General features: G+C 55.3%; 15 protein-coding genes. 10 read left to right on the plus strand and 5 right to left on the minus strand.

Features of this window, described 5'->3' with window-relative positions; genetic code table 11:
- Positions 1 to 8: 8 nt before the first annotated feature.
- The 3 genes from ACO2Q8_RS14865 to ACO2Q8_RS14875 all read left to right on the plus strand — a co-directional run bounded on the left by ACO2Q8_RS14865 (position 9) and on the right by ACO2Q8_RS14875 (position 3,894).
- Positions 9 to 1,808, plus strand: a complete 1,800-nt coding sequence (locus ACO2Q8_RS14865; RefSeq protein ID WP_423345619.1) for a carbamoyltransferase — start codon at positions 9 to 11, stop codon at positions 1,806 to 1,808.
- A gap of 2 nt (positions 1,809 to 1,810) precedes the next feature.
- A complete protein-coding gene (locus tag ACO2Q8_RS14870; protein WP_423345620.1) occupies positions 1,811 to 2,779 on the plus strand; it encodes a glycosyltransferase family 2 protein in 969 nt (322 codons plus the stop codon).
- Positions 2,780 to 2,892: 113 nt separating this feature from the next.
- Positions 2,893 to 3,894 carry a glycosyltransferase family 9 protein gene (locus ACO2Q8_RS14875; RefSeq protein ID WP_423345621.1) on the plus strand — a complete coding sequence of 334 codons (1,002 nt, stop codon included), beginning with the start codon at positions 2,893 to 2,895 and terminating at the stop codon, positions 3,892 to 3,894.
- Here the strand turns inward: ACO2Q8_RS14875 and ACO2Q8_RS14880 are convergent.
- Complete coding sequence (locus ACO2Q8_RS14880) at positions 3,860 to 4,834, minus strand: glycosyltransferase family 4 protein (RefSeq protein WP_423345622.1); 975 nt, start codon at positions 4,832 to 4,834, stop codon at positions 3,860 to 3,862. The two genes, ACO2Q8_RS14875 and ACO2Q8_RS14880, sit on opposite strands and share 35 nt — an antisense overlap.
- A 341-nt stretch (positions 4,835 to 5,175) precedes the next feature.
- Between ACO2Q8_RS14880 and ACO2Q8_RS14885 the strand changes: the two genes are divergently transcribed.
- From ACO2Q8_RS14885 to ACO2Q8_RS14900, 4 genes are all read left to right on the plus strand, one after another.
- Positions 5,176 to 5,820, plus strand: coding sequence for a hypothetical protein (locus ACO2Q8_RS14885; protein ID WP_423345623.1), 645 nt, complete (start codon positions 5,176 to 5,178; stop codon positions 5,818 to 5,820).
- Between the two features lie 163 nt (positions 5,821 to 5,983).
- Positions 5,984 to 6,295, plus strand: a complete 312-nt coding sequence (locus ACO2Q8_RS14890; protein ID WP_423345624.1) for a hypothetical protein — start codon at positions 5,984 to 5,986, stop codon at positions 6,293 to 6,295.
- 87 nt (positions 6,296 to 6,382) lie between these two features.
- A complete protein-coding gene (locus ACO2Q8_RS14895) occupies positions 6,383 to 7,153 on the plus strand; it encodes a LytTR family transcriptional regulator DNA-binding domain-containing protein (RefSeq protein WP_423345625.1) in 771 nt (256 codons plus the stop codon).
- 132 nt (positions 7,154 to 7,285) lie between these two features.
- Positions 7,286 to 7,762 (plus strand): response regulator, encoded by a 477-nt coding sequence (locus ACO2Q8_RS14900; protein WP_423345626.1) that lies wholly within the window; start codon positions 7,286 to 7,288, stop codon positions 7,760 to 7,762.
- Positions 7,763 to 7,950: 188 nt separating this feature from the next.
- Here ACO2Q8_RS14900 and ACO2Q8_RS14905 read toward each other — a convergent pair whose 3' ends face one another.
- From ACO2Q8_RS14905 to ACO2Q8_RS14915, 3 genes are read right to left on the minus strand one after another with little or no spacing between them, the layout of a single operon-like run.
- Positions 7,951 to 8,310: a four-helix bundle copper-binding protein gene (locus tag ACO2Q8_RS14905; protein WP_423345627.1), complete on the minus strand. Its 360-nt coding sequence runs from the start codon at positions 8,308 to 8,310 to the stop codon at positions 7,951 to 7,953.
- 48 nt (positions 8,311 to 8,358) lie between these two features.
- Positions 8,359 to 9,810: a RagB/SusD family nutrient uptake outer membrane protein gene (locus tag ACO2Q8_RS14910; protein ID WP_423345628.1), complete on the minus strand. Its 1,452-nt coding sequence runs from the start codon at positions 9,808 to 9,810 to the stop codon at positions 8,359 to 8,361.
- Positions 9,811 to 9,821: 11 nt separating this feature from the next.
- On the minus strand, positions 9,822 to 12,863 hold the full coding sequence (locus tag ACO2Q8_RS14915; protein WP_423345629.1) for a SusC/RagA family TonB-linked outer membrane protein: 3,042 nt from the start codon (positions 12,861 to 12,863) through the stop codon (positions 9,822 to 9,824).
- A 376-nt stretch (positions 12,864 to 13,239) separates the two neighbouring features.
- Between ACO2Q8_RS14915 and ACO2Q8_RS14920 the strand changes: the two genes are divergently transcribed.
- Positions 13,240 to 14,487, plus strand: a complete 1,248-nt coding sequence (locus ACO2Q8_RS14920; RefSeq protein WP_423345630.1) for a glycosyltransferase family 1 protein — start codon at positions 13,240 to 13,242, stop codon at positions 14,485 to 14,487.
- A 95-nt stretch (positions 14,488 to 14,582) separates the two neighbouring features.
- Here the strand turns inward: ACO2Q8_RS14920 and ACO2Q8_RS14925 are convergent, their stop codons facing one another.
- Entirely contained in the window at positions 14,583 to 15,185 is a 603-nt protein-coding gene (locus ACO2Q8_RS14925) for a cysteine hydrolase family protein (protein WP_423345631.1), read from the minus strand.
- A gap of 215 nt (positions 15,186 to 15,400) precedes the next feature.
- On the opposite strand from ACO2Q8_RS14925, the gene ACO2Q8_RS14930 reads away from it, so the two are divergent.
- Together ACO2Q8_RS14930 and treY are read left to right on the plus strand one after the other, a co-directional pair.
- Positions 15,401 to 15,919 (plus strand): ferritin-like domain-containing protein, encoded by a 519-nt coding sequence (locus tag ACO2Q8_RS14930; protein ID WP_423345632.1) that lies wholly within the window; start codon positions 15,401 to 15,403, stop codon positions 15,917 to 15,919.
- 249 nt (positions 15,920 to 16,168) lie between these two features.
- Entirely contained in the window at positions 16,169 to 20,392 is a 4,224-nt protein-coding gene (treY, locus tag ACO2Q8_RS14935) for a malto-oligosyltrehalose synthase (RefSeq protein WP_423345633.1), read from the plus strand.
- Positions 20,393 to 20,411 lie beyond the last annotated feature (19 nt).

A 20,411-nucleotide genomic window follows, 5' to 3' on the forward strand; every position in this document is an offset into this window, starting at 1 on the left:
CATTTCTCATGTACACGTTAGGTATCAATGCCGCCTTCCACGATCCGGCGGCTGTTCTGGTGAAAGACGGCGTCGTGCTGGCCGCTGCCGAAGAAGAACGGTTTACGCACGTCAAGCACGGCAAACGCCCGATTCCGTTTTCGACGTACGAACTGCCGTACAACGCCATTGATTTCTGCCTGAAAAAAGCGGGTATCCGGCTGACGGAACTCGATCACATTGCCTATTCGTTCGACCCTGAACTCTTGCTCGACGGCCACCGCGACCGGCTTACGGTCGAGATTCCGTTGCATCCGGGCATCGAGTCGCTCAATGGCTGGTCGAATCCCTACGACGGGTTGTTTCTGTCCTCCATTCTGAACGCGCCAGGGCATCTGGTGGATGGCGTGCCGCTGCACCTGTCGAAGCGGTTTACGGAGGCTCGGCACGACGGGCCGTACCAGTGGCATTTTGTCAACCATCACCGCGCCCACGCAGCCAGCGCCTTTCTGCCCAGTCCGCACGAAAAAGCCGCGGTTTTGGTGCTCGACGGCCGGGGCGAAACCGTTTCGACGAGTTACTGGCTGGGCGAAGGCAACCGCCTGGAGTTACTGGGCGAAGTAGCCCTCCCCCATTCCCTGGGCCTGCTCTACGAACAGATGACCACCTACCTCGGTTTTCTGCATTCGTCGGATGAATATAAAGTGATGGCGCTGGCGTCGTTCGGAAAACCGGTCTACGCCGATTATTTCCGCAACCTGATTACCGTGCAGGACAACGGCCAGTACACCATCGATCCCCTTGATCTGGAAGGGCGGTTTGGTCCGACCCGCGATAAAGGCGGCCCGCTCGAAGCGCGGCATTTCGACATTGCCAGCTCGGTGCAGACGGTTTTGGAAGAAACCGTCCTGCAACTCATCTCCTGGCTGCACGAAAAAACCGGGGCTGAAAACCTGTGCATGGCGGGTGGAGTGGCGCTCAACTGCGTCATGAACGCCCGACTGCGCGACCGGGGGCCGTTCAAAAACATCTGGGCGCAACCCGCAGCCGGGGATGCCGGAACCGCCCTCGGGGCTGCCCTTTGGATCGATGCCCAAAGCCGCCAGTCCAACGAACGCCGGTATGTCATGGAGCATGTTTACCTCGGCCCGGCCTTCACGGATGCCGACATCGAAGCCTTTCTGAACTGGTCGAAGCTGGATTACAAACGGCTCGACAACGTGGCCGACGAAGTGGCGGATTACCTGGCCGAAGGCAACGTCATTGGCTGGTACCAGTTTGGGTGTGAGTTCGGGCCGCGCGCGCTGGGAGCCCGGTCCCTTTTGGCGGCTCCGTTTCCGGCCGACATGCAAAACCGGCTCAACGACCTGAAAGACCGGGAAGACTTCCGGCCCGTAGCTCCGGTCGTGCTCGAAGAACTGGCCGACACGTTTTTTGTCAATGCGCGACCATCGCCGTTCATGCTGTTTGTCAACGATGTCCGGCCCGAAAAAGCCGATCTGATCCCGGCCGTCCGGCATACCGACGGAACCGCCCGGATTCAGACCGTCAACCGGCAGCAGAATGGCATCTATTACGAGCTGATTAAGGCTTTTTACGAAAAAACCGGCGTTCCGGTTTTGATCAATACCTCGTTCAATACGAGGGGTGAACCAATTGTCTGTACCCCGCGCGACGCCATCGAATCCTTCTGGACTTCCCCACTGGATGCGCTCGTCATTGGGTCGTTTATGCTGACCAAATCGGACAAGCGCAGCGAATCCAGCCGCTGGCAACGCCGGGAAGTTCAGCAGGAAAGTCAGGAATGGGCCGGTATTGAAATTCAGTGAACATGGTATTCTCAGTCGTTATTCCCACGTATCGTCGGCCCCACCTGCTGAAGCGTTGCCTGAATGCCCTGCAACGCCAAATGTTCGATCACGCTGAGATGGAAGTCATTGTCGTTGATGACGGAGCCGATGCGGAAACCCGCCAGACGGTGGAGGAAGCCAGCCAGTCGGGCGATTTGTCGTTTCACTACCTGACCCAGCCCGAAAGACGCGGCCCCGCTGCCGCCCGAAACCGGGGCTGGCAATCGGCCCGGGGCACCGTCATTGCGTTTACTGACGACGACTGTCTTCCGGACGAAAACTGGCTGAGCGCGGCCTGGGAAGATTTTGCCCACGGTGCCCAGGTCGTTTCGGGGCAGGTTCGCGTTCCCCGGCACGACCCGCCCACCGAAACCGAGCAGATCGTGGCCCTGCTCGAAACGGCCGAATTCGTGACGGCCAATTGTTTCTGCCGACGATCGGTGCTGGAACAGGTCGGTGGGCTGGACGAGCGGTTCGACATTGCCTGGCGGGAAGACAGTGAGTTGCAGTTTAAATTTCTGGAGAAAGGCATTCCTATTGTCAAAAACCGGGAGGCCATCATTGTGCATCCCTGCCGGGAAGCGCCCTGGTGGGCCTGCCTGAAAGACGAGCGAAAAAATGCCTACGACGCCCTATTGTACAAGGAGCACACCCGGTTATTCCGCGACCGGATTCCCCAATACCGGGGGTTGGTCACCGTGTATTACCTGTTTGTCGGCAGTTTTGGGCTGGGGCTTGGCTTGTGGTTGTTCGGTCAAAAACCGGCGGCAACCCTGTTTCTGAGTCTCTGGGCGGTTGCGTTACTGACGCTGGTCATTCGCCGGTTGCGGGGTACGAGCTGGACGCTTAAACAGCTTGGACAAAACCTATTGGCCGCGGTTTTGACGCCGTTTCTATCGGTCTACTGGCGGCTGTATGGGGCGGTGAAATACCGGACGTTGTTCTTTTAGGATGGGAACACGGATTGAACGGATAAAATGGATTGAAACCGATAGATCTGTTTTTATATCCGTTTCATCCGTTCAATCCGTGTTCCCATCAACCTTAAAAACTGCACTCAATTATGAACAAAATCGAGAATGCGCTCGGCGAAGTGCCCCAAAACATCGCCGTTTTTCGGGCCATCAAACTGGGAGATTTGCTGGTGACTGTTCCGGCCCTGCGGGCCTTGCGTCGGGCGTTTCCGAAGGCGCACATTGCCCTCATCAGCCTGCCCTGGGCGCAGGATTTTGTGAACCGGTTTCCGGCGTATCTGGACGAATTTATCTCCTTTCCGGGTTGGCCGGGTTTGCCCGAACAGCCGGTTGACCCGGCGAAAACGACGGAATTTCTGCGGATGATGCAGCAGCGGGCCTTCGATTTAGTCATTCAGATGCAGGGCAATGGCACCTGTGTGAACCCCATGATGCCGCTGCTCGGTGCGCGGCTGACGGCCGGTTATTATCCAGCCGGATTACCCCAATACCGGTTTGATGAGAATTTTTATAGGGCTTATCCCGAAAACCAGCACGAAATCCGGCGGCATTTGCAACTGATGGACTATCTGGGCCTTCCGGCGCAGGGCGAAGAGCTGGAGTTTCCGCTGACCGAAACAGACACGGAACGGGCCTCTCAGGTGGATGAAGTCGCAGGTCTGGAACCCCGACGGTATGTGTGCATCCATCCCGGTGGCATTTCGGCCCGGCGCTGGCCCGAATCCCACTTCGCGCAGGTGGCCAACGCCCTGGCCGAACAAGGCTATTCCATCGTCATAACCGGAACGGCCACCGAAGCCCCCATCATCGAGCGGGTTCAGCGCCAACTGCGCACCCCCGCCATCAGCCTGGCCGGCAAAACCGACCTTGGCATGGTGGGCTGGGTACTGAGTCGCACGGCGCTTCTGGTCAGCAACGACACGGGCGTTTCGCACATCGCTTCGGCCCTCAGAACGCCCAGCGTGATCATCTATTCCACCTCCCGACCCGACGAGTGGGGACCGCTTAACCGGCAGTTGCACCGGGCCGTCGGCGAAGCCGACGACGCCCGGCGGGTTATTGACGAAGCAATGTCGGTACTGTCGCGCTGACGACTTCGTTCATCACCCGGTTCCAATCGCGTACAAACCGGTCCAGCCCAAAGCGGCTCTGGGCCAGTTCGCGGGCGTTGTCGCCCATGCACCGGGCTTCGTCGGGGTGGTCCAAGAGCCACTGCATCCGGTCGGCCAGTTCGTCGGGGTTGCCGGACACGAAGCCGTGAACTCCATTCTCGATCACCGTTGGCAGTTCCGTCGTGGCCAGGGCCACAATCGGCATCCCGATCGTCATGGCTTCGATCACGGCCAGCGGCAGGCTGCTGTAGCGCATCGGGCTGAACAAAAACCGGTATTCCGCCACGCGTTCGTGCAGATACCGGTAGTGAATTTCACCAATCCCGCCGATTTCGGCCGATTTCATGCCCGCGACCGTCAGTGGCACCCTCTCCCGGAGCATTTCGAACAAATCGAACCCGGCCATGCGCCCCCGCCGTTGCAACTCATTCACGACAACGATCCCTTCCGCCCGATGGCCCCGGTAGCGCACCGCCGGGTCGATGGCGACGCTGTGTTCGATGACGGCACTGGGAGCCTGTCCGTTGTCCCACATCAGCCGATTGTAATGGGTCACATGAACGAGAAACACGTCGGGGTCGTCGGCCACCGGGTGGCGCGAAAAAGTCGGGTGTGGCTCCGGCGTGTTGTGTTCCAGGTAAATTTTGGGCAATTGTTGCTGCTTCGGCGACAGAATTTCGTACTGATCGGTTTGGTAGTTTTGCGGGGTTTGAAAAATAATTAAATCCAGGTCGAGCTTGCGGATTTCATCCGCCGGGATTTCCCGAACATAGTCCGGCAGTGACGAATCGACACCCCGCCCGGCGTATCCTTCCGGATGGCCCGGTTTGGTAGGTAAAAACCAGTTGTGTTCCGTTTGGGCAATGGCCGTCAGGTAGGCTCCGTGAATGTGCCAGATGAGAATATTCAATTTTTGCATGACGTGATGATGACTACCAGAAGAACTTCCTGGCCCCGGAATCATCATTCAGAAAAAACCAAAGTAAGGTAACGGTCCGGCATTATCAGACAGGCAACATAACCCATGCCCCCCGGAAACCGGCTGTTTAATAAGTTTTCTCCTAGAACAAGCCGAAAACTTAAATTATCCCGTATTTTTCCTGTAAGAATTTTCGGTACCTTCTCACTCCATCTGTCTCGTTTCCCGGGATAACCAAGCCTAGAAATTGGCTTTTCGCGATGGAAAAAATTAACACTGTCCTACCAAAAATCATGGAAACTTTCGGTCATCTACGGGCTTGCTTCCTGTACTTTTTACTTATGCTGTCCGTGATATTAACCAACTGCAAGCGGGAGCGTGATAACCCACCAATTCCGGACCTGGATGCCGGTTTTTCGGTGACTAACTTCTCGAAGTCCCCGATCCTGACCATCCGCAAAAACAGCCAGCAAGATGGCGCGGCTATGCGGATGAGCTATTCGGTCGACCAGCCCGAAGCGGAGATTGGCACTACGGAACATTTTAAAATTGACAAAGGATTTGAAAGCACGTTTACCTTTTCCGGAAAGGCTCCGTATTACCTGCAGATCCGGCTCTTTGCCCAGGATGGTTCATTGTATAATCCGTACGGCATCAGCACGGCTTTTGATCAGAATGTGTTCAATGTCGGTCACACACAAACCAACATCAAGACAGACTCCTTGATGCCTTCCCTGTTCGACGGTAAGAAGCACACCGTACGGATTCAGGTTAGAAACCAGTCTGAATCGGGGCTTGTCACGACCATTTTTGTCGACAACCTGAACCAGGCCGTTTTTGAGGCAGCAGACACCACCGCCTTCGCCCGGAAGGAGTTGTACGGTTCGGGCCCGCGGGCCAACCGACGCGTCAGTCTGCTCTTTTTTGGCAACGGACCCGCATCGGGTGAAGCCATGATCTACGATTGGTCCTTCAAACCATTGTAGGCGTTTTTCAACAGCCCTGCGTTGATCTTACCCGATCCGGCGGTACCAAAACCGTTGCCAATCGATCCTGAAAGACTGGGGCCAAATCCTCATTTTTCAGTTCCTTCCTGCCAATCTCCAAAAAGCATTGCGTTCATTCAAAAAGTTCAAAACGGATATGCTTATGGGAGTTGGTATTGAAATGATCTTTTTCGTCCTTCTGCTGGCTGCAGGCGGTTTTATTATTTACCGGATGGGCTTCCGGGGCAAATCCCGGCTCCGGCGCTCTGACTTTACCCGCCCCGGGTCAGGGCCACTGCGGGTAGCGACCATAACGGCGGCTGTCGCGTTGATCGTTGCCATTGCCCTGACCCTGGAATTTTGCAGTGAACAACAAAACCGCATGGACAAAAATACGCACGAAGATTCGTCCCTGGATAACGTTGGCAAGGGCGAAAACGAGCCGGGTGCCGGTGATGAACAGGAACCTCAATAAACGTATGGTTCGGACCGTTACCTCACCGCACCAAACCCTCTGTTCCTGCTCTGGTTTAACAGTTTTCACTTTTAGCAACGGAAACGTATGAGTTTTATAAATGATTTGATTGAATCTCCGGCAATGATCAGCTTTCTGACGGGTGCCAGTAATTATACCTGGCTGACCGCTACGAACGGAAAAAAGGAGTTGATCAGTAAGCCGCTGAGTTTTTTCGAATCCCGTTTACCCAGGTTTATTCGCATTCACAAAACCGCCCTGATCAATCCGGAGTACGCGGTCGTCTGGGAGGCTCCTCCACGTGCCAAAATGGCCGGATCGGTACAAATGGGTTGCGGGACAGTCTTGCCGGTTGGCCGACGACGCTGGCCCCAGATCGCCCGACTGTTTCCGGACACCCTCCAGGAATCGACGCCATCTGTGGATAAAAAAATTGACCGTTCCGTGGTTTTTGTCTCCGACAGCCAGCCCAAAGCAACATGGGTTCGGAAAACCCTGAAAAGCCAGCATGCCGACTGTCTCGTCAGCCATGTCAGTCAGGGCAAGCTGTTACCGTCTTTGCTGAATCAATTGTCGGACGATGAATTGCCAATGCTTATTTTGCTCGATGCGAGTACGTCGGTGCAGGACCGGATGAAGGCGCTTCAACTGCTCAAGCATGAACCCCGGATGGCGGCAATCCCGACGTTGTTGCTGGTCGCCCAGAATGAGTCCGAAATGGTGCATCAGGGCTACGCAGGCTGGGCAAATTCAGTCGTTACGATCCCGGATGACCCTTCGCTTTTTTCCCAAACCATTTACCGACTGAGCCGTTTCTGGTTTAATCAGGCGGCTTTGCCCACCCGAAATAAAGGCTGATTTTCAGCCGATCGATCGAGCTGGATTCTTACTAATCCGGCCCCACCCCTTCGTCCTAGCCAACGTTCAATTCAAACCGGTATGGAACGCCTGCATCCGCGCGACTTACTAACACTCTAACCGAAACGTGTAATGAACAGAAAACCGATCACCCGAAGCCGTAGTCTTCGCCAGGCCCGCATCCTGGTCATCGAAGACAATCCTGATCAGGCTCTGATCATGGAAAACGTCATTCAGCAAAGCTTTCCGGATGTACAATTAATCCAGGCCTCTTCCTCACAACAAGCCATCGACTTCCTGCAATCGTCGGAAAGTTGCGAATGGCAACTTCCCCAACTGATTATTCTGGACTTGTATTTACCAGAGCGGGAAGATGGCTGGCAGACGCTGGAATGTATCCGGCAATTTAAGCTTCCGGTTTCTTCCATTCCGGTGATAATGCTAAGCGCGTCGAGTCAGCCGGATGATATTTTGGAGGCCTACCAACGGGGAAGTTCCTGTTACCTGGTCAAACCGCTCAAATTCGAACAATGGCTGGAGAGCTTCAAGGCTTTGCGGGAATACTGGTGGGATACAGTCAACCTGCCTTCCGTCCGCTACATTTTTTGATTTCACTCAATTCAGTTTCATGATAATATTCTCATAATGGATTGGCTACCCATGCCCCAAAATTCCTCGTTCAAAAGTGTGTGGATAGCCGTGCATAAAGCTGACTTTACTTCTTGCAGAAACCCGGCCCGTTACTCCATTTAATCGGGAAACGGACCGGGTTTTGCTTGACGCTGGTTACCATCCGTTTACGAATGGGCCACGTCCGTTAAATCCACCATCGCCCGGCATTCATCGGCGCACCGGCGGCAGGCTTCGGCGCACAGTCGGCAATGTTCATGCTTATCCGCGTGTTTCTCACACTCAGCCGCACAGTCTTCGCAGATTCTGGCACATAACTCACAGACCGAACCGGTATAGCGGCTGTTCGACGCCATGAAATGAACGGCCATGGAGCAGATGCGGGCGCACTCCCGGTCCAGCCGAATGCAATCGGTCAGCATAGAAACTTCCGGTTCATACAAACAGGCTTCGGCACACTGGTCGCAGGCAACGACACAGGCCTGACAGGCTTCCAGACAAGCCTGGTACGGATGTTGATTCATCATGTCAGAAAAGTTTAACGAGTGGAACATACTTAACTAAATCATTCTCTTTCAATACCCCGGATTCTGCTGCAGCAAGGCGTTGTTGTTGATTTCGGTTTGCGGAAACGGGAACAGCAGGTAATTCACATCCCGCGAACCCCGCTGTTGCTGAATGAGATCGAGCGCCGTGACCGGATGATCGACGTTCGGGCTGGCCTGTTCGTGCCGGGCGTACCGGAGCAGATCGAACCAGCGTTCCCCTTCAAAGGCCAGCTCGAGCCGCCGTTGCCGGTCTACCTCCACCCGAAAAGCCTGTTGGGTTGCCACGTTTGCCAGCGTTAGGACCGGTAAACCCGCCCGGGTCCGAACCGCATTCAGCGGAGCCAGGGCCGCCTGGGTTGGCCCGTTCAGTTCGTTCGAGGCTTCGGCGTACATCAGCATGACATCGGCCAGCCGCAGGACGTAGTAGTTGTCCGGGCTGTTGAAAGCATTGGGGTTACTGCGCCATTTGTAGACAAAAAAACCGTTGTCGTTCGCATTGGTCGACGTTGATACCACAAAGCTGGCGTGATTCCGGCCCGCCGACGTCACCTCGCCGGTGAATTTCCAGCGCAGATCCCGATTGGTGTCCGCCGATTGAATCAGTTCATTCGTCGGAATATTGAATTTGGGAAAGGAATACGTGGCCGGAGGAGAAGGCAGCATCAGGTCGGGCAGGATAAAACCGCCATCGGCATTTCCCGCAAATTGCACCTCGAAAATCGACTCCGGTTTGTTCTCCGGCGGAAAAAGCGCATTGAAGTTCGGCACTAGTTGATACCCATCGCTGTCGATCACGTTTCCAGCAGCCGTCAGAGCCTGCGCCCACTGCCGCTGCGTCAGGAAAACCCGGGTCTGTAAGGCATTCACAGCGGTTTTGGTCACCCGCACCGGACTGCTAGCCCCGGCGGCCGTCCACTGCTCGGCCTGTTGCAAATCGCTCACAATCTGCGCATACACCTGATCAACCGGCGATTGCGCCAAATTGACCACGCTGTTCTCCCCCGACTCGGTCGGTTGCAGCCGTAGCGGTATCGCGCCGTATAACCGCACCAGATTGAAATAATGCAAAGCGCGCAGAAAGCTGGCTTCGCCCAAAATCTGGTTCCGGCGCACGGTATCCATCTGAATGTTGGGTACGTAATTCAGCACTACGTTGGCCCGGTTGATTCCGATGTAAGCCGCCTGAAACACGTTGTTGACCTGGCTCGTCTGCGGAGTCCAGAGAATGCGTTCCATCGCGTTTACATCCCCGTTCGTGCTCGTTACGTTGTCGGACGGCATCTCCCCCACCACGTTCAAATCCTGGCCGTAGGACCCGGTTTGTTGCAGGGCGTCGTAAGCCGCCGTCAGGGCCGATTCGGCATCGTCGGCATTTTGAAAAAAGTTTTCGGGCGTAATGCTCGGCAGGGGCGTTTTGTCGAGCACCTGACAACCCGCCACGAACCCGAACGCCAGCAAAACAATAAGACTATTTTTCATGAGGGCTTCGATTAAAAATTGAGGGTGATTCCGGCGGTGAACGTTCGGGCCTGGGGGTAAACGCCATAGTCGCGGCCAAAACCGACGGACGAGAAAGGATCGGCGCTCACCTCCGGATCATACCCGGTGTAGTTCGTGAAGGTCAGCAGGTTCTGGCCCGTCAGATACACCCGGGCGTTGCTGATTTTAGCCCGCTGCAAGGGTTTGGCCGGAAGGTTGTAGGCCAGCGTCAGGTTTTTCAGGCGGGTATACGTCCCGCTTTCGACAAACCGCGTCGAAAACCGGTTATTCTGGTTGGGGTCGTAGCGAACCGCCCGGGGCATATTGGTATTGGTGTTGTCGGGCCGCCAGCGGTTTAGCACCCGCGTCGTCTGATTGAACGGATCGGCCATGCCTTCGATGCTCTGGCGGTTCTGGTTGTAAATGTCGTTCCCAAAACTTCCCTGGAACAAAAAGCTCAGTTCAAAACCCTTGTACGTAAACGTATTGGTCAGACCGGCGAAGAAATCCGGGTTCGGATTGCCAATCACCGTGCGGTCGTTGGCGTCGATCACGCCGTCGTTGTTAAGGTCGGCAAACCGGATATCGCCCGGTTGCGGGTTGTTGGGCTGGGTGGGAGCATCGGCAATTTCGCTGGCCGACTGAAAAATGCCCTGGGTCACGTAACCATAAAAAGCGCCTAGCGGCTGGCCTTTGCGCGTGATCGTGTAGGCGCCGATGATTTCTCGGTCGACCTCCTGCCCCTGTTCGTTGCGCAGCGTACCGATGTCGAGCACCTCGTTCCGGTTGAGGCTGATGTTGAAGTTGGTCGTCCAGTTCAACCCGGCCCCCTCGCGCTGGATGTTGGTGCTGTTGATCGAGAATTCCAGCCCTTTGTTCTGAACATCGCCGATATTCTGAATAATCTGCGGATTCTGCGCCCCGGCATTGAGTGGCAACGGCACGTTCGTCAGCAAGTTGGTGGTTCGTTTCAGGTAGGCATCCAGCGTAGCTGTCAGACGGTTATTGAACAAACCCGCATCCACCCCAATGTTGAATTGTTTCGTCGTTTCCCACTGCAAGCCGGTATTGCCGATCTGTTGGGGAGCAATGCCGCCCTGAATCCCGCCGATTCCAGCGTAATTGAAGCCCGATCCGTAGGTGCTAAACCGCTGATAGGCCCCAATTTCCTGGTTGCCGTTGGCCCCGTAGCTTAGCCGCAACTTCAGGTCGTTGACCACGTTTGATTCCGGAAAAAAATCCTCCCGGGAAACCCGCCAGCCCACTGAAATAGCCGGGAAGTACCCAAACCGGTTGCCTTCGGCAAACCGACTGGAGCCATCGGCCCGCAAACTCAGGGTCGCCAGATACCGTTCCTGGTAATTGTAAATGGCCCGGGCAAAAAAGCTCAGCAAACCCCATTGATCCTGGTAACTCGACGGGGCCGTAAACTGCGTCCCGGCGCTTAGATACGGCACGGCATTCGACGGAAAACCGGTCACCGACGCCTGCGACGTAAACCGGTCCGACGCCTGAACCGACTGACCGGCCAGCAACGTCAGGGTGTGGTCGTTTCCCAGATTCGGGTCGTAAGTCAGCGTGTTTTCCCAAAGCCAGACCACCTGTTGATTGGTGGCCGTACTGGCGCTCCCCCGGGTGGCCGGGCTGGCATTCTGCGAACCCGGATAATCGCGGGTGATGAACTGGTTTTCCAACTGGGTCCGGAAATCGATGCCCAGGGAACTCCGCAGCGACAGGTTCGAACGAATGTCGAGTTCGCCGTAGACGTTACCGATGACCTGGTAAATGATGGCCCGGTTGTTGGTTTCGAGCAGGTTGCCCACCGGGTTGTCGAGTTGCTGGAACGGGTTGGTCCCGTAGCTGCCGTTGGGGTTCCGAACCGGAATGGTTGGGATCTGGGCCAGCGCGCCCAACACCGTTCCGGAGTTTTGCAAACCGAGTTCACTCCGCACGCTGGTGTTGTTATTGGTCCGGCTCAGGTTAAGGCTGGCCCCCATCCGAAACCGGTCGCCCATCTGCTGATCGAGGTTCAGTTTGAAATTGTAGCGATCAAAACCGGAGTTTAGCAGAATCCCGTTTTGCTTGAAATAACCGCCCGAAACGTAATATTTCGTTCGGTCGGTACCACCACTCAGGCTGATCTGGTAGTTCTGAATCGGTCCGGTGCGGTAGACGGCATCCTGCCAGTCGGTATCGTAGGGCAGGTTGTCCAGGTTCGTGAAAGCAGGCGGATTTCCGGCAGCCACATTGGCCTCGTTGAAATACTCGGCAAACTGCCGGGCATTGAGCATCTCGATTTTCCGGCGCAACCGCTGGCTGCCATAGTAGGCGTTGAAACTGACCTGCGGTTTGCCGGTTTTGCCCCGTTTGGTCGTAATCACCACCACGCCGTTGGACGCCCGAAGTCCGTAGATGGCCGCTGCCGCACCGTCTTTCAGCACGTCGATGCTTTCAATATCGTTCGGATTCAGCGTGTTGAGCGGGTTGGGGCGCTGGTTGCCAATGCCAAGCTCCTGATCATAAGTCGGTAAGATCTGGACGCCGTCGATGACATACAGGGGCGAATTGGTCAGGCTGATCGAGTTGTTGCCCCGAATCCGGATGTTGATGCCCGCGCCGGGCGCGCCGGTTGGGGCCGTGACCTGAATACCGGGTGCCTGTCCCTGCAAGGCCTGATCAAAACCCGCCACGGGTTGCCGCTCGATGGCCCGTGCCCCGACCGACGAAACCGCGTTTGTCAACTCCTGCCGACGCTGAGTTCCGTAGCCGACCACCACGACCTCCTGCAAGGCCTGAATATCGGTTGCCAAGGTAACGTTGATAGTAGACCGTCCGCTGATGGGAACCTCTTGTGTCTGAAAACCGATAAAGCTGAAAACCAGCGTTTCATCGGTATTGGGTACGGTCAGACTGAAATTCCCGTTTACGTCGGTGGTTGTACCGGTGGTGGTGCCCCGAACGAGGATGCTGACCCCCGGCAGGGTTTCGCCGTTTTCGCTCGTCACCTTTCCTGACACGGTTTGGGCCAGGGCACTGCCAACGGCCCAAACCATCCAAAAGCCAGAAAATAGGCTGATGCGCGCAAGGTTAGTTACCACCCTGCGCCTGAGTAGCTGGTTTTTCATAGATGTTAATTCTTTGAGTCAATCGGTTATACGATCCGTAGCCCTTCGCTGCTGTCTGTTCTCCATCCGGTTTGCCAGGGAGTATGCTGAACCGGACGCGTATGCAACTTGAAACCCCACCCTGGGAGAAAAGTTGACTTCAGAAAAGAAAAAAGAGTGTATGGACCGGCTATGGGAAGGCAAAAAACGCGTTTCAAGCCCCTGGCGGACCAAATCCTAAGTTCCATCCAACCAGATCTAACCTTCCCGGCCCTGGTCTCTTTCATGGAATAGAAAACACAAATTGACTTAATCAACTCCTCCCATGCGTCATTATCACACCGGCATTGAATCGGCATTGCCCGCCGAACTTCCTAAAAAAGTAAGCTCCGGACGGGCAGGAAACACTCGAAAAAACACGGACCAACCGACCGATCTGCTGTGTTTTTCTCACTTGCGCTGGGCGTTCGTGTACCAACGTCCGCAACACTTGTTAACCCGGGCCAGCCGTCACTGGCGGGTCTGGTTTTGGGAGGAACCGCTCTGGGATGACAATGAACGGCTGGAAATTCGGGCCATTTCGGAGCAACTGCACATTATTATTCCTCATCTTCGTCCCGGCACCGACGAAGCCCGTGCCAACACCCAGCAGCGGCTTTGGCTCGACGAATTGATGAGCCAATACGCAATCAATCAGTACCTTTCCTGGTATTATACTCCGATGGCCTTACCGTTTACGCAGCATTTACAACCCCAGGTTACCGTTTACGATTGCATGGACGAACTCTCGGCGTTCCGCGGAGCCCCCCCGCAATTGCGGGAGCGTGAAGCCCGATTGCTGCAGCGGGCCGAACTGGTGTTCACCGGAGGGCACAGCTTGTACGAATCCAAGCGAAAGCATCATTCAGCAGCTCACGCGTTTCCCAGCAGCATTGATTACGAGTTTTTTGTGCAGGCCCGTACCGGCCTTCCTGATCCCGATGATCAACGCCATCTGGCCGGCCCGCGGCTGGGCTTCTGCGGAGTCATCGATGAGCGGTTTGATACCGAACTGCTCGGCGAACTCGCCCAGCGTCGTCCCGACTGGCAGTTTATTCTGCTGGGACCGGTTGTCAAAATCGACCCGGCCACGTTACCCCAGGGCCCCAATTTGCATTACCTGGGCATGAAGCGGTACGAAGATCTGCCCGCCTATTTCAGCAACTGGCAGGTTGGCCTGTTGCCCTTTGCTATCAATGAAGCTACCCGGTTTATCAGCCCAACCAAAACGCCCGAGTACCTGGCGGCCGGTCTGCCGGTCGTCTCGACGCCCATCCGGGATGTTGTGGCGGTGTACGGAGACTGGGAACCGGTAGCGATTGGCGACTCCGCCCAAACCTTCGAAACAGCGATCGACACCTTTCTGCAAAATCGGAATGAACTGAACTGGGATGAACTGGATGCCTGGTTGACGCAGCATTCCTGGACGCAAACCTGGCAGTGCATGCACGAATTGATTCAAAATCAACTTAAACTGGTTTCGGTGCCCGGGACCCGGCTGGGTCCGTCCGCTTCCGCTGCCATTGTCCACTAATTTAATCACTGTCAGGTTCTACGACCGAGCAAAGGCCTGGCGCTGCCCGATCATTTTGGTTGGCACCCGCAGTTTGCGGGTGCCATTTTTGCTTTTTACGATTTATTCACCGCGCACAGCGCCCCCAAATCCAGCTCTTCCGAAGGCCTGACATCGGCGCTCAGCACACGCTCCATGTACGCCAGGGCGGTTTTCGTGTGTTCGTCCGAGCCGGAGGCCACGCAGTCGGCGGGAATGAACAGCTTGAACTCCCGCATGTAGGCGTCGCTGGCCGTAAACAATACGCAGACATCGGCGCTCAGGCCGGTAATGATCAACTGACTGGGTTTCAGGTATTCCAACAGTGTTGCCAACGTGGTGGCATAAAACGCCGAGTGCTTGGGTTTCAGCACAAAATAATCATCCTGGGCTGGATGCAGCAACTCGGCCAGCCGTTGCCCGCGCACCCCATCCTTCAGCACATGCTCGACTACTTCGCTGAAATCCGACCGCCATCGGCCAAAATTGTCGTTGACATACACCACCGGGATATTCTGTTTCTGGGCCCGTTTTTTCAGGGCAGCAATTCGTTCGGCTGCCGCCAAAGCCGGTTTTAGAAACCTTTCTCCATCCGGAAAATCCAGGTCATTAATCATGTCGATAATCAGCAGCGCGACCGGAAAGGAATCCGGAACGTTGCCGTGCAGGTCTTCGCTCATTGTCGTAAAAAAATAGATCCGATGCAAAACCGACGCCCTGGAACTACGCTTACGCCGATTCGGCCGGTAATCAGCGGGTTATCGGCAAAAAGAGTCGCAGACACCATTGGGGCATTCACCAACTGCTGCCCCAAAAGCTAACCGATTTTGCTTCGTTAGAAACAAAAAAACGGCTTCACGGTTGGAAAAACCGTAAACCAACTAGCAAAAAAGTCATGGCAAAGTCAAAAGAAACGACCGATCAGAGTGAATTGAAAGAATTGTTCGTGGACGAGTTGAAGGACATTTATTGGGCGGAAAAACATTTGACCAAAGCCCTGACCAAGATGGCGAAATCAGCTACCTCGGATCAGTTACGGGGAGCATTCGAAACCCACCTGGCCGAAACCGAAAACCAGGTCAAACGACTGGAGCAGGTGTTTGAAGCCGTGGGGGAAAAAGCCTCGGCCAAAAAGTGTGAAGCAATGGAAGGGTTGATTGAGGAAGCCGAAGAACTCATCAAAGACACCGAAGACGGCGGCCTGACCCGCGATGTGGCCCTCATTTCGGCGGCCCAGAAAGTGGAACACTATGAAATTGCCTCGTACGGAACGCTGAAAACGCTGGCTGGGGTGCTGGGCTATCCCGAAGCCGTCAAACTGCTGGAAGCTACACTGGGCGAAGAGAAAAAAACGGATTCCCTCCTGACCGACATCGCCGAAAGTTCCATCAACGAAGGAGCCAAAGACGAGTAAATCAATCAGGAATAGCACGGATCGGCCAGTTCTCTTTCCGGGGGCTGGCCGATTGTTTTTCGAATAGTGCCAACGGACCACTTGCTCATTCCCGGTTTGAAACGCCAAAACCTTTGACCCTCTATTTGGCTTATTACTGTAAACGGCTCGTCGATTACCGGGGGATGATTTGTAAAAGCCACATCACTCGAATCAATCGGACATCGTTTTCATAGAAACTATCCACAAGCTAGCACGAATCAATTGAACATGATGAATCCCGTTACCACGTACCGCATTCAGTTCCACCATGAGTTTACCTTCCGGGATTTTGAAAAAATAATTCAATACCTGCACACACTGGGTGTTGTCACACTCTATGCATCGCCAATTTTCGAATCGGTACCGGGCAGTCTGCATGGGTATGATGGCATCAACCCCCACCGCATCAACCCCGAAATCGGCACGGAAAAACAGTTTCGAACGCTCAGTAAGCGATTGAATAAACTGGGTATAGGCTGGCTTCAGGACATTGTGCCAAACCACATGGCCTTTCACACCAACAATCCTTGGTTGATGGATGTGCTCGAAAAAGGCCCATTGTCGCAGTATATTTCGTTTTTTGATTCGGCCTGGACAAGTGAGCTTTTCCACGGGCGACTGATGGTTCCGTTTCTGGGTGCTTCCCTGCAAGAAGTAATTCAGAGTACTGAACTACAGGTAATTATCCAGGACGGGCGACTGATGTTGAGGTATTTTGACGCCCGGTATCCGCTGCACCTCCGCTCGTACGCAACGGTTTTGCAGGCCGGGGCGGACCCGGTTCCGGAAGCCATCCGGCAATTGCTGGACCACACACACCTTATTCACCAGGTCGAAGACCCCAAAGCTTACGCCCTGGCGATGGACGAATTCCGGCAGCAACTGAAGTCTTTGTTGCAAAACGATGGTATTAAAAAGTACGTTGATCAAACGCTGAAAACCCTCAACCGAAAACCGGATTTGTTGCAGCAACTGGCCGACGAGCAGGTGTACCGGCTGGCGCACTACGCCGAAACCGACCAGCGGATCAATTTCCGGCGGTTTTTCACGGTCAGTAGTTTGATGGGCCTGAACATGCAGAATGAAGCGGTATTCAGCCATTTTCACGCCTATATAAAAACGCTGCTCGACGAAGGCCTTTTCAGCGGGCTGCGCATCGACCACATCGACGGGCTCTACGACCCAACCCGGTATTTGGAACAACTTCGCGAACTGGCCGGAGAGCAAACTTACATCGTAGTTGAAAAAATTCTGGAACCCGGCGAACCGCTGCCCACCGACTGGCCGGTGCACGGCACGAGCGGGTACGACTACCTGGCGCAGGTAAACAATGTGTTTACCCAACCGGCCAGTGAGGAACCGTTCACCCGGTTTTACGACCAACTCGTCGGCGACAACACGCCTGTTCCGGAGCAGATTCTAACCAAGAAAGCGCACATTCTGAACCAGCACATGCGGGGTGAACTGGACAACCTCTACCATCTTTTTCTGGAGCTGAATCTGGTCGATGAAAATGAACTGGCGTTGTTACCCCCGGATACGTTGCAAGCGGCCATTGGCGCGTTCCTGATTCAATGTCCGGTGTACCGGTTTTACGGTAACTGCTTTCCGCTGAATGAACCCGAAGCCCAGGCGGTTGCAACTATTCTGGATAATGTCATCAAAGCCCACAAAGAGCTTTCCACGGCGGCCAACCTCCTGAAAACTATTTTTCTGCAAAAACCGCAGAACGGCGACGAAACCTACAACCAGCGCGTTACACGGTTTTACCAGCGGTGTATGCAGTTTACGGGTCCGCTGATGGCAAAAGGCGTGGAAGATACGCTGATGTATACCTACAACCGGTTTATCGGTCACAACGAGGTGGGTGATTCACCGGACGTGTTTGGGTTTACGCCCTCGGATTTCCACCGGGCCATGCAGGAACGCCAGCGCCACTGGCCGCTGGCCCTCAACGGCACCTCGACCCATGACACCAAGCGCGGAGAAGATGTGCGAGCTCGGCTGAATGCGCTGACCGACCGGCCCGAACGCTGGATCGAAACCGTGCGGGAATGGCAGCGGATGAACATCGATCTAAAGCAAAACGGCGCGCCCGACCCGAACGACGAATACTTTATTTACCAGACATTAACCGGAGCCTTTCCAATGCCCGGTCAGCCGGAAGATGATTTTGAAAACCGGCTGGCGCAATACCTCGAAAAAGCCTTGCGGGAAGCCAAACGGCATTCGGATTGGAACTCGCCCAACACCAATTACGAGGAAGCCGCCAAAGCCTTCGCGACTGGTTTGCTGGACAAGAAACGACCGTTCTGGAAAAGCTTCCAAAAATTCCACCGCGAACTGGCCGACTTTGGCATCATCAATTCGTTGGCGCAATTGGTGTTGAAAACTACCTGCCCCGGCGTTCCCGACATCTACCAGGGCTGCGAACTGTGGGATTTGAGCCTGGTCGATCCCGACAACCGCCGACCGGTCGATTACGAACAACGGCAGCAGTGGCTCGACGAACTGCTCAGCGCCGAATCCGAGCCGGTGGAAACGCTTTTGCAACACCTGTGGGAAAACCGCTACGACGCCCGCATCAAACTCTGGCTGACACACACGCTGCTGAACGAGCGCAAACAGCAACCCGATCTGTTTGCCGAAGGCGACTACCTTCCCTTGTCGGTGGAAGGTCGTTATCAGGACCATGTGCTGGCGTTTGCCCGGCGCTACCGGCAGTCGTGGGCCGTGGTGGCGGTTCCGCTGCACCTGGCCGTCATGAGCCAACAGCAGAAACGGAGCCCGGTCGACCTCGACTGGAAAGATACGCGCATCGTGTTGCCCGCCAATGCACCGGACGACTGGAACCATGTGCTGCTCAAAACCAGCGGTCAGCACGAACATACGATTGCTGTCAACGACCTGTTTAAGCACCTGCCGCTGGCGGTGTTGAAGCTCCAGCGATCCACCACCGACCGCAGCGCGGGTGTACTGTTGGCCGTCAGTTCGCTGCCGTCGGCCTTTGGCATCGGCGATCTGGGGCCGGAAGCGTATGCGTTTGCCGATTTTCTGAGCCGGAGTCGACAGAAATACTGGCAGTTGCTGCCGCTCAATCCGACCGAAGCCGGGGCCGGGCATTCGCCCTACAGCACGTACGCCAGCCTGGCGGGAAGCACACTCCTGATCAGTCCGGAAGCCCTGGCACAAGACGGTTTACTGGACCCGGAAGCCGTTCAAAAATACGCTCTTCCGGCCTCCCATCGGGTCGATTATGACGAAGCCGAACGCATCCGGACGGAATTATTCGAGCAGGCGTTTCGAACTTTTTCGCTGGGTGATTTTCCAGAATTAAAAACCGGTTTTCAGGTATTTTGCCAACGGGAGGACCACTGGCTCAACGACTTTGCCCTTTTTGTAGTCCTCAAACAGAACCACAACGGCCAGCCCTGGCACCAGTGGCCGGAACCGTTCCGGCTGCGAAATCCGGATGCCTTGGCCCGGTTTTCGGAGCAACAGGCCGACGCGCTGGAAAAAGTCCGCTGGCTGCAGTTCATCTTCGCCCGGCAATGGCACCGGCTTAAATCGTACTGCAACAACGTCGATATTCATTTACTGGGGGATATTCCGTTCTACGTCGGCTACGACTCGGCCGATGTCTGGGCGCACCCGGATTTATTCAGCCTGGATGACAAAGGGCGTCTAACTACAGTTGCCGGAGTTCCTCCCGACTACTTCAACGCCAACGGGCAATTATGGGGCATGCCGGTTTTTAGCTGGGACCGCCTGAAAGAGCAAAACTACGAGTGGTGGATTCAGCGCATCCGGAAAAATGTCGAGTTCTACGATCTCGTCCGGATCGATCATTTCAGGGCGCTGTCGTCGTACTGGGAAGTACCGGCCGACGAAAAAACCGCCATCAACGGCCAGTGGCAAACCGGGCCGGGCGCGGATTTTTTCCGGGAAGTTCAAAAAGAACTGGGCAACTTACCGTTCGTGGCCGAGGACCTGGGCGACATTACGGAAGATGTGTATGAACTCCGGGATCAGTTCAGTCTGCCGGGCATGAAAGTCATTCAGTTTGCCACGTCCGACCTGGCGCGTTCACCCCACAGTCCGCACAATTACAGTCCTAATTTCGTCGCCTACACGGGTACGCACGACAACAACACGACCCGGGGCTGGTTCCGGGAACTGTCCAAAGCCGAGCAAAAAAAGGTGCAACAGTACGTCGGACGGCCGGTTTCGGAGCAAAACGTCCATCAGGTGCTTGGGCAACTGGTCTATGCGTCGGTGGCCAAAACCGTCATCCTGCCGGTGCAGGACATGCTGGGGCTGGACGAAACCGCCCGGATCAACACCCCGGCGGCCACTGAAAACAACTGGCTCTGGCGCCTGCTGCCCGATCAGCTTACCATCGAAGCCGAAAATCAGCTTCGGCTGTGGGCAACGCTGTATAACCGCTGGTAAAACCGGTTTTGACTGGCAT

It is taken from the genome of Larkinella sp. VNQ87, assembly GCF_049445795.1.
Lineage (GTDB): Bacteria > Bacteroidota > Bacteroidia > Cytophagales > Spirosomataceae > Larkinella.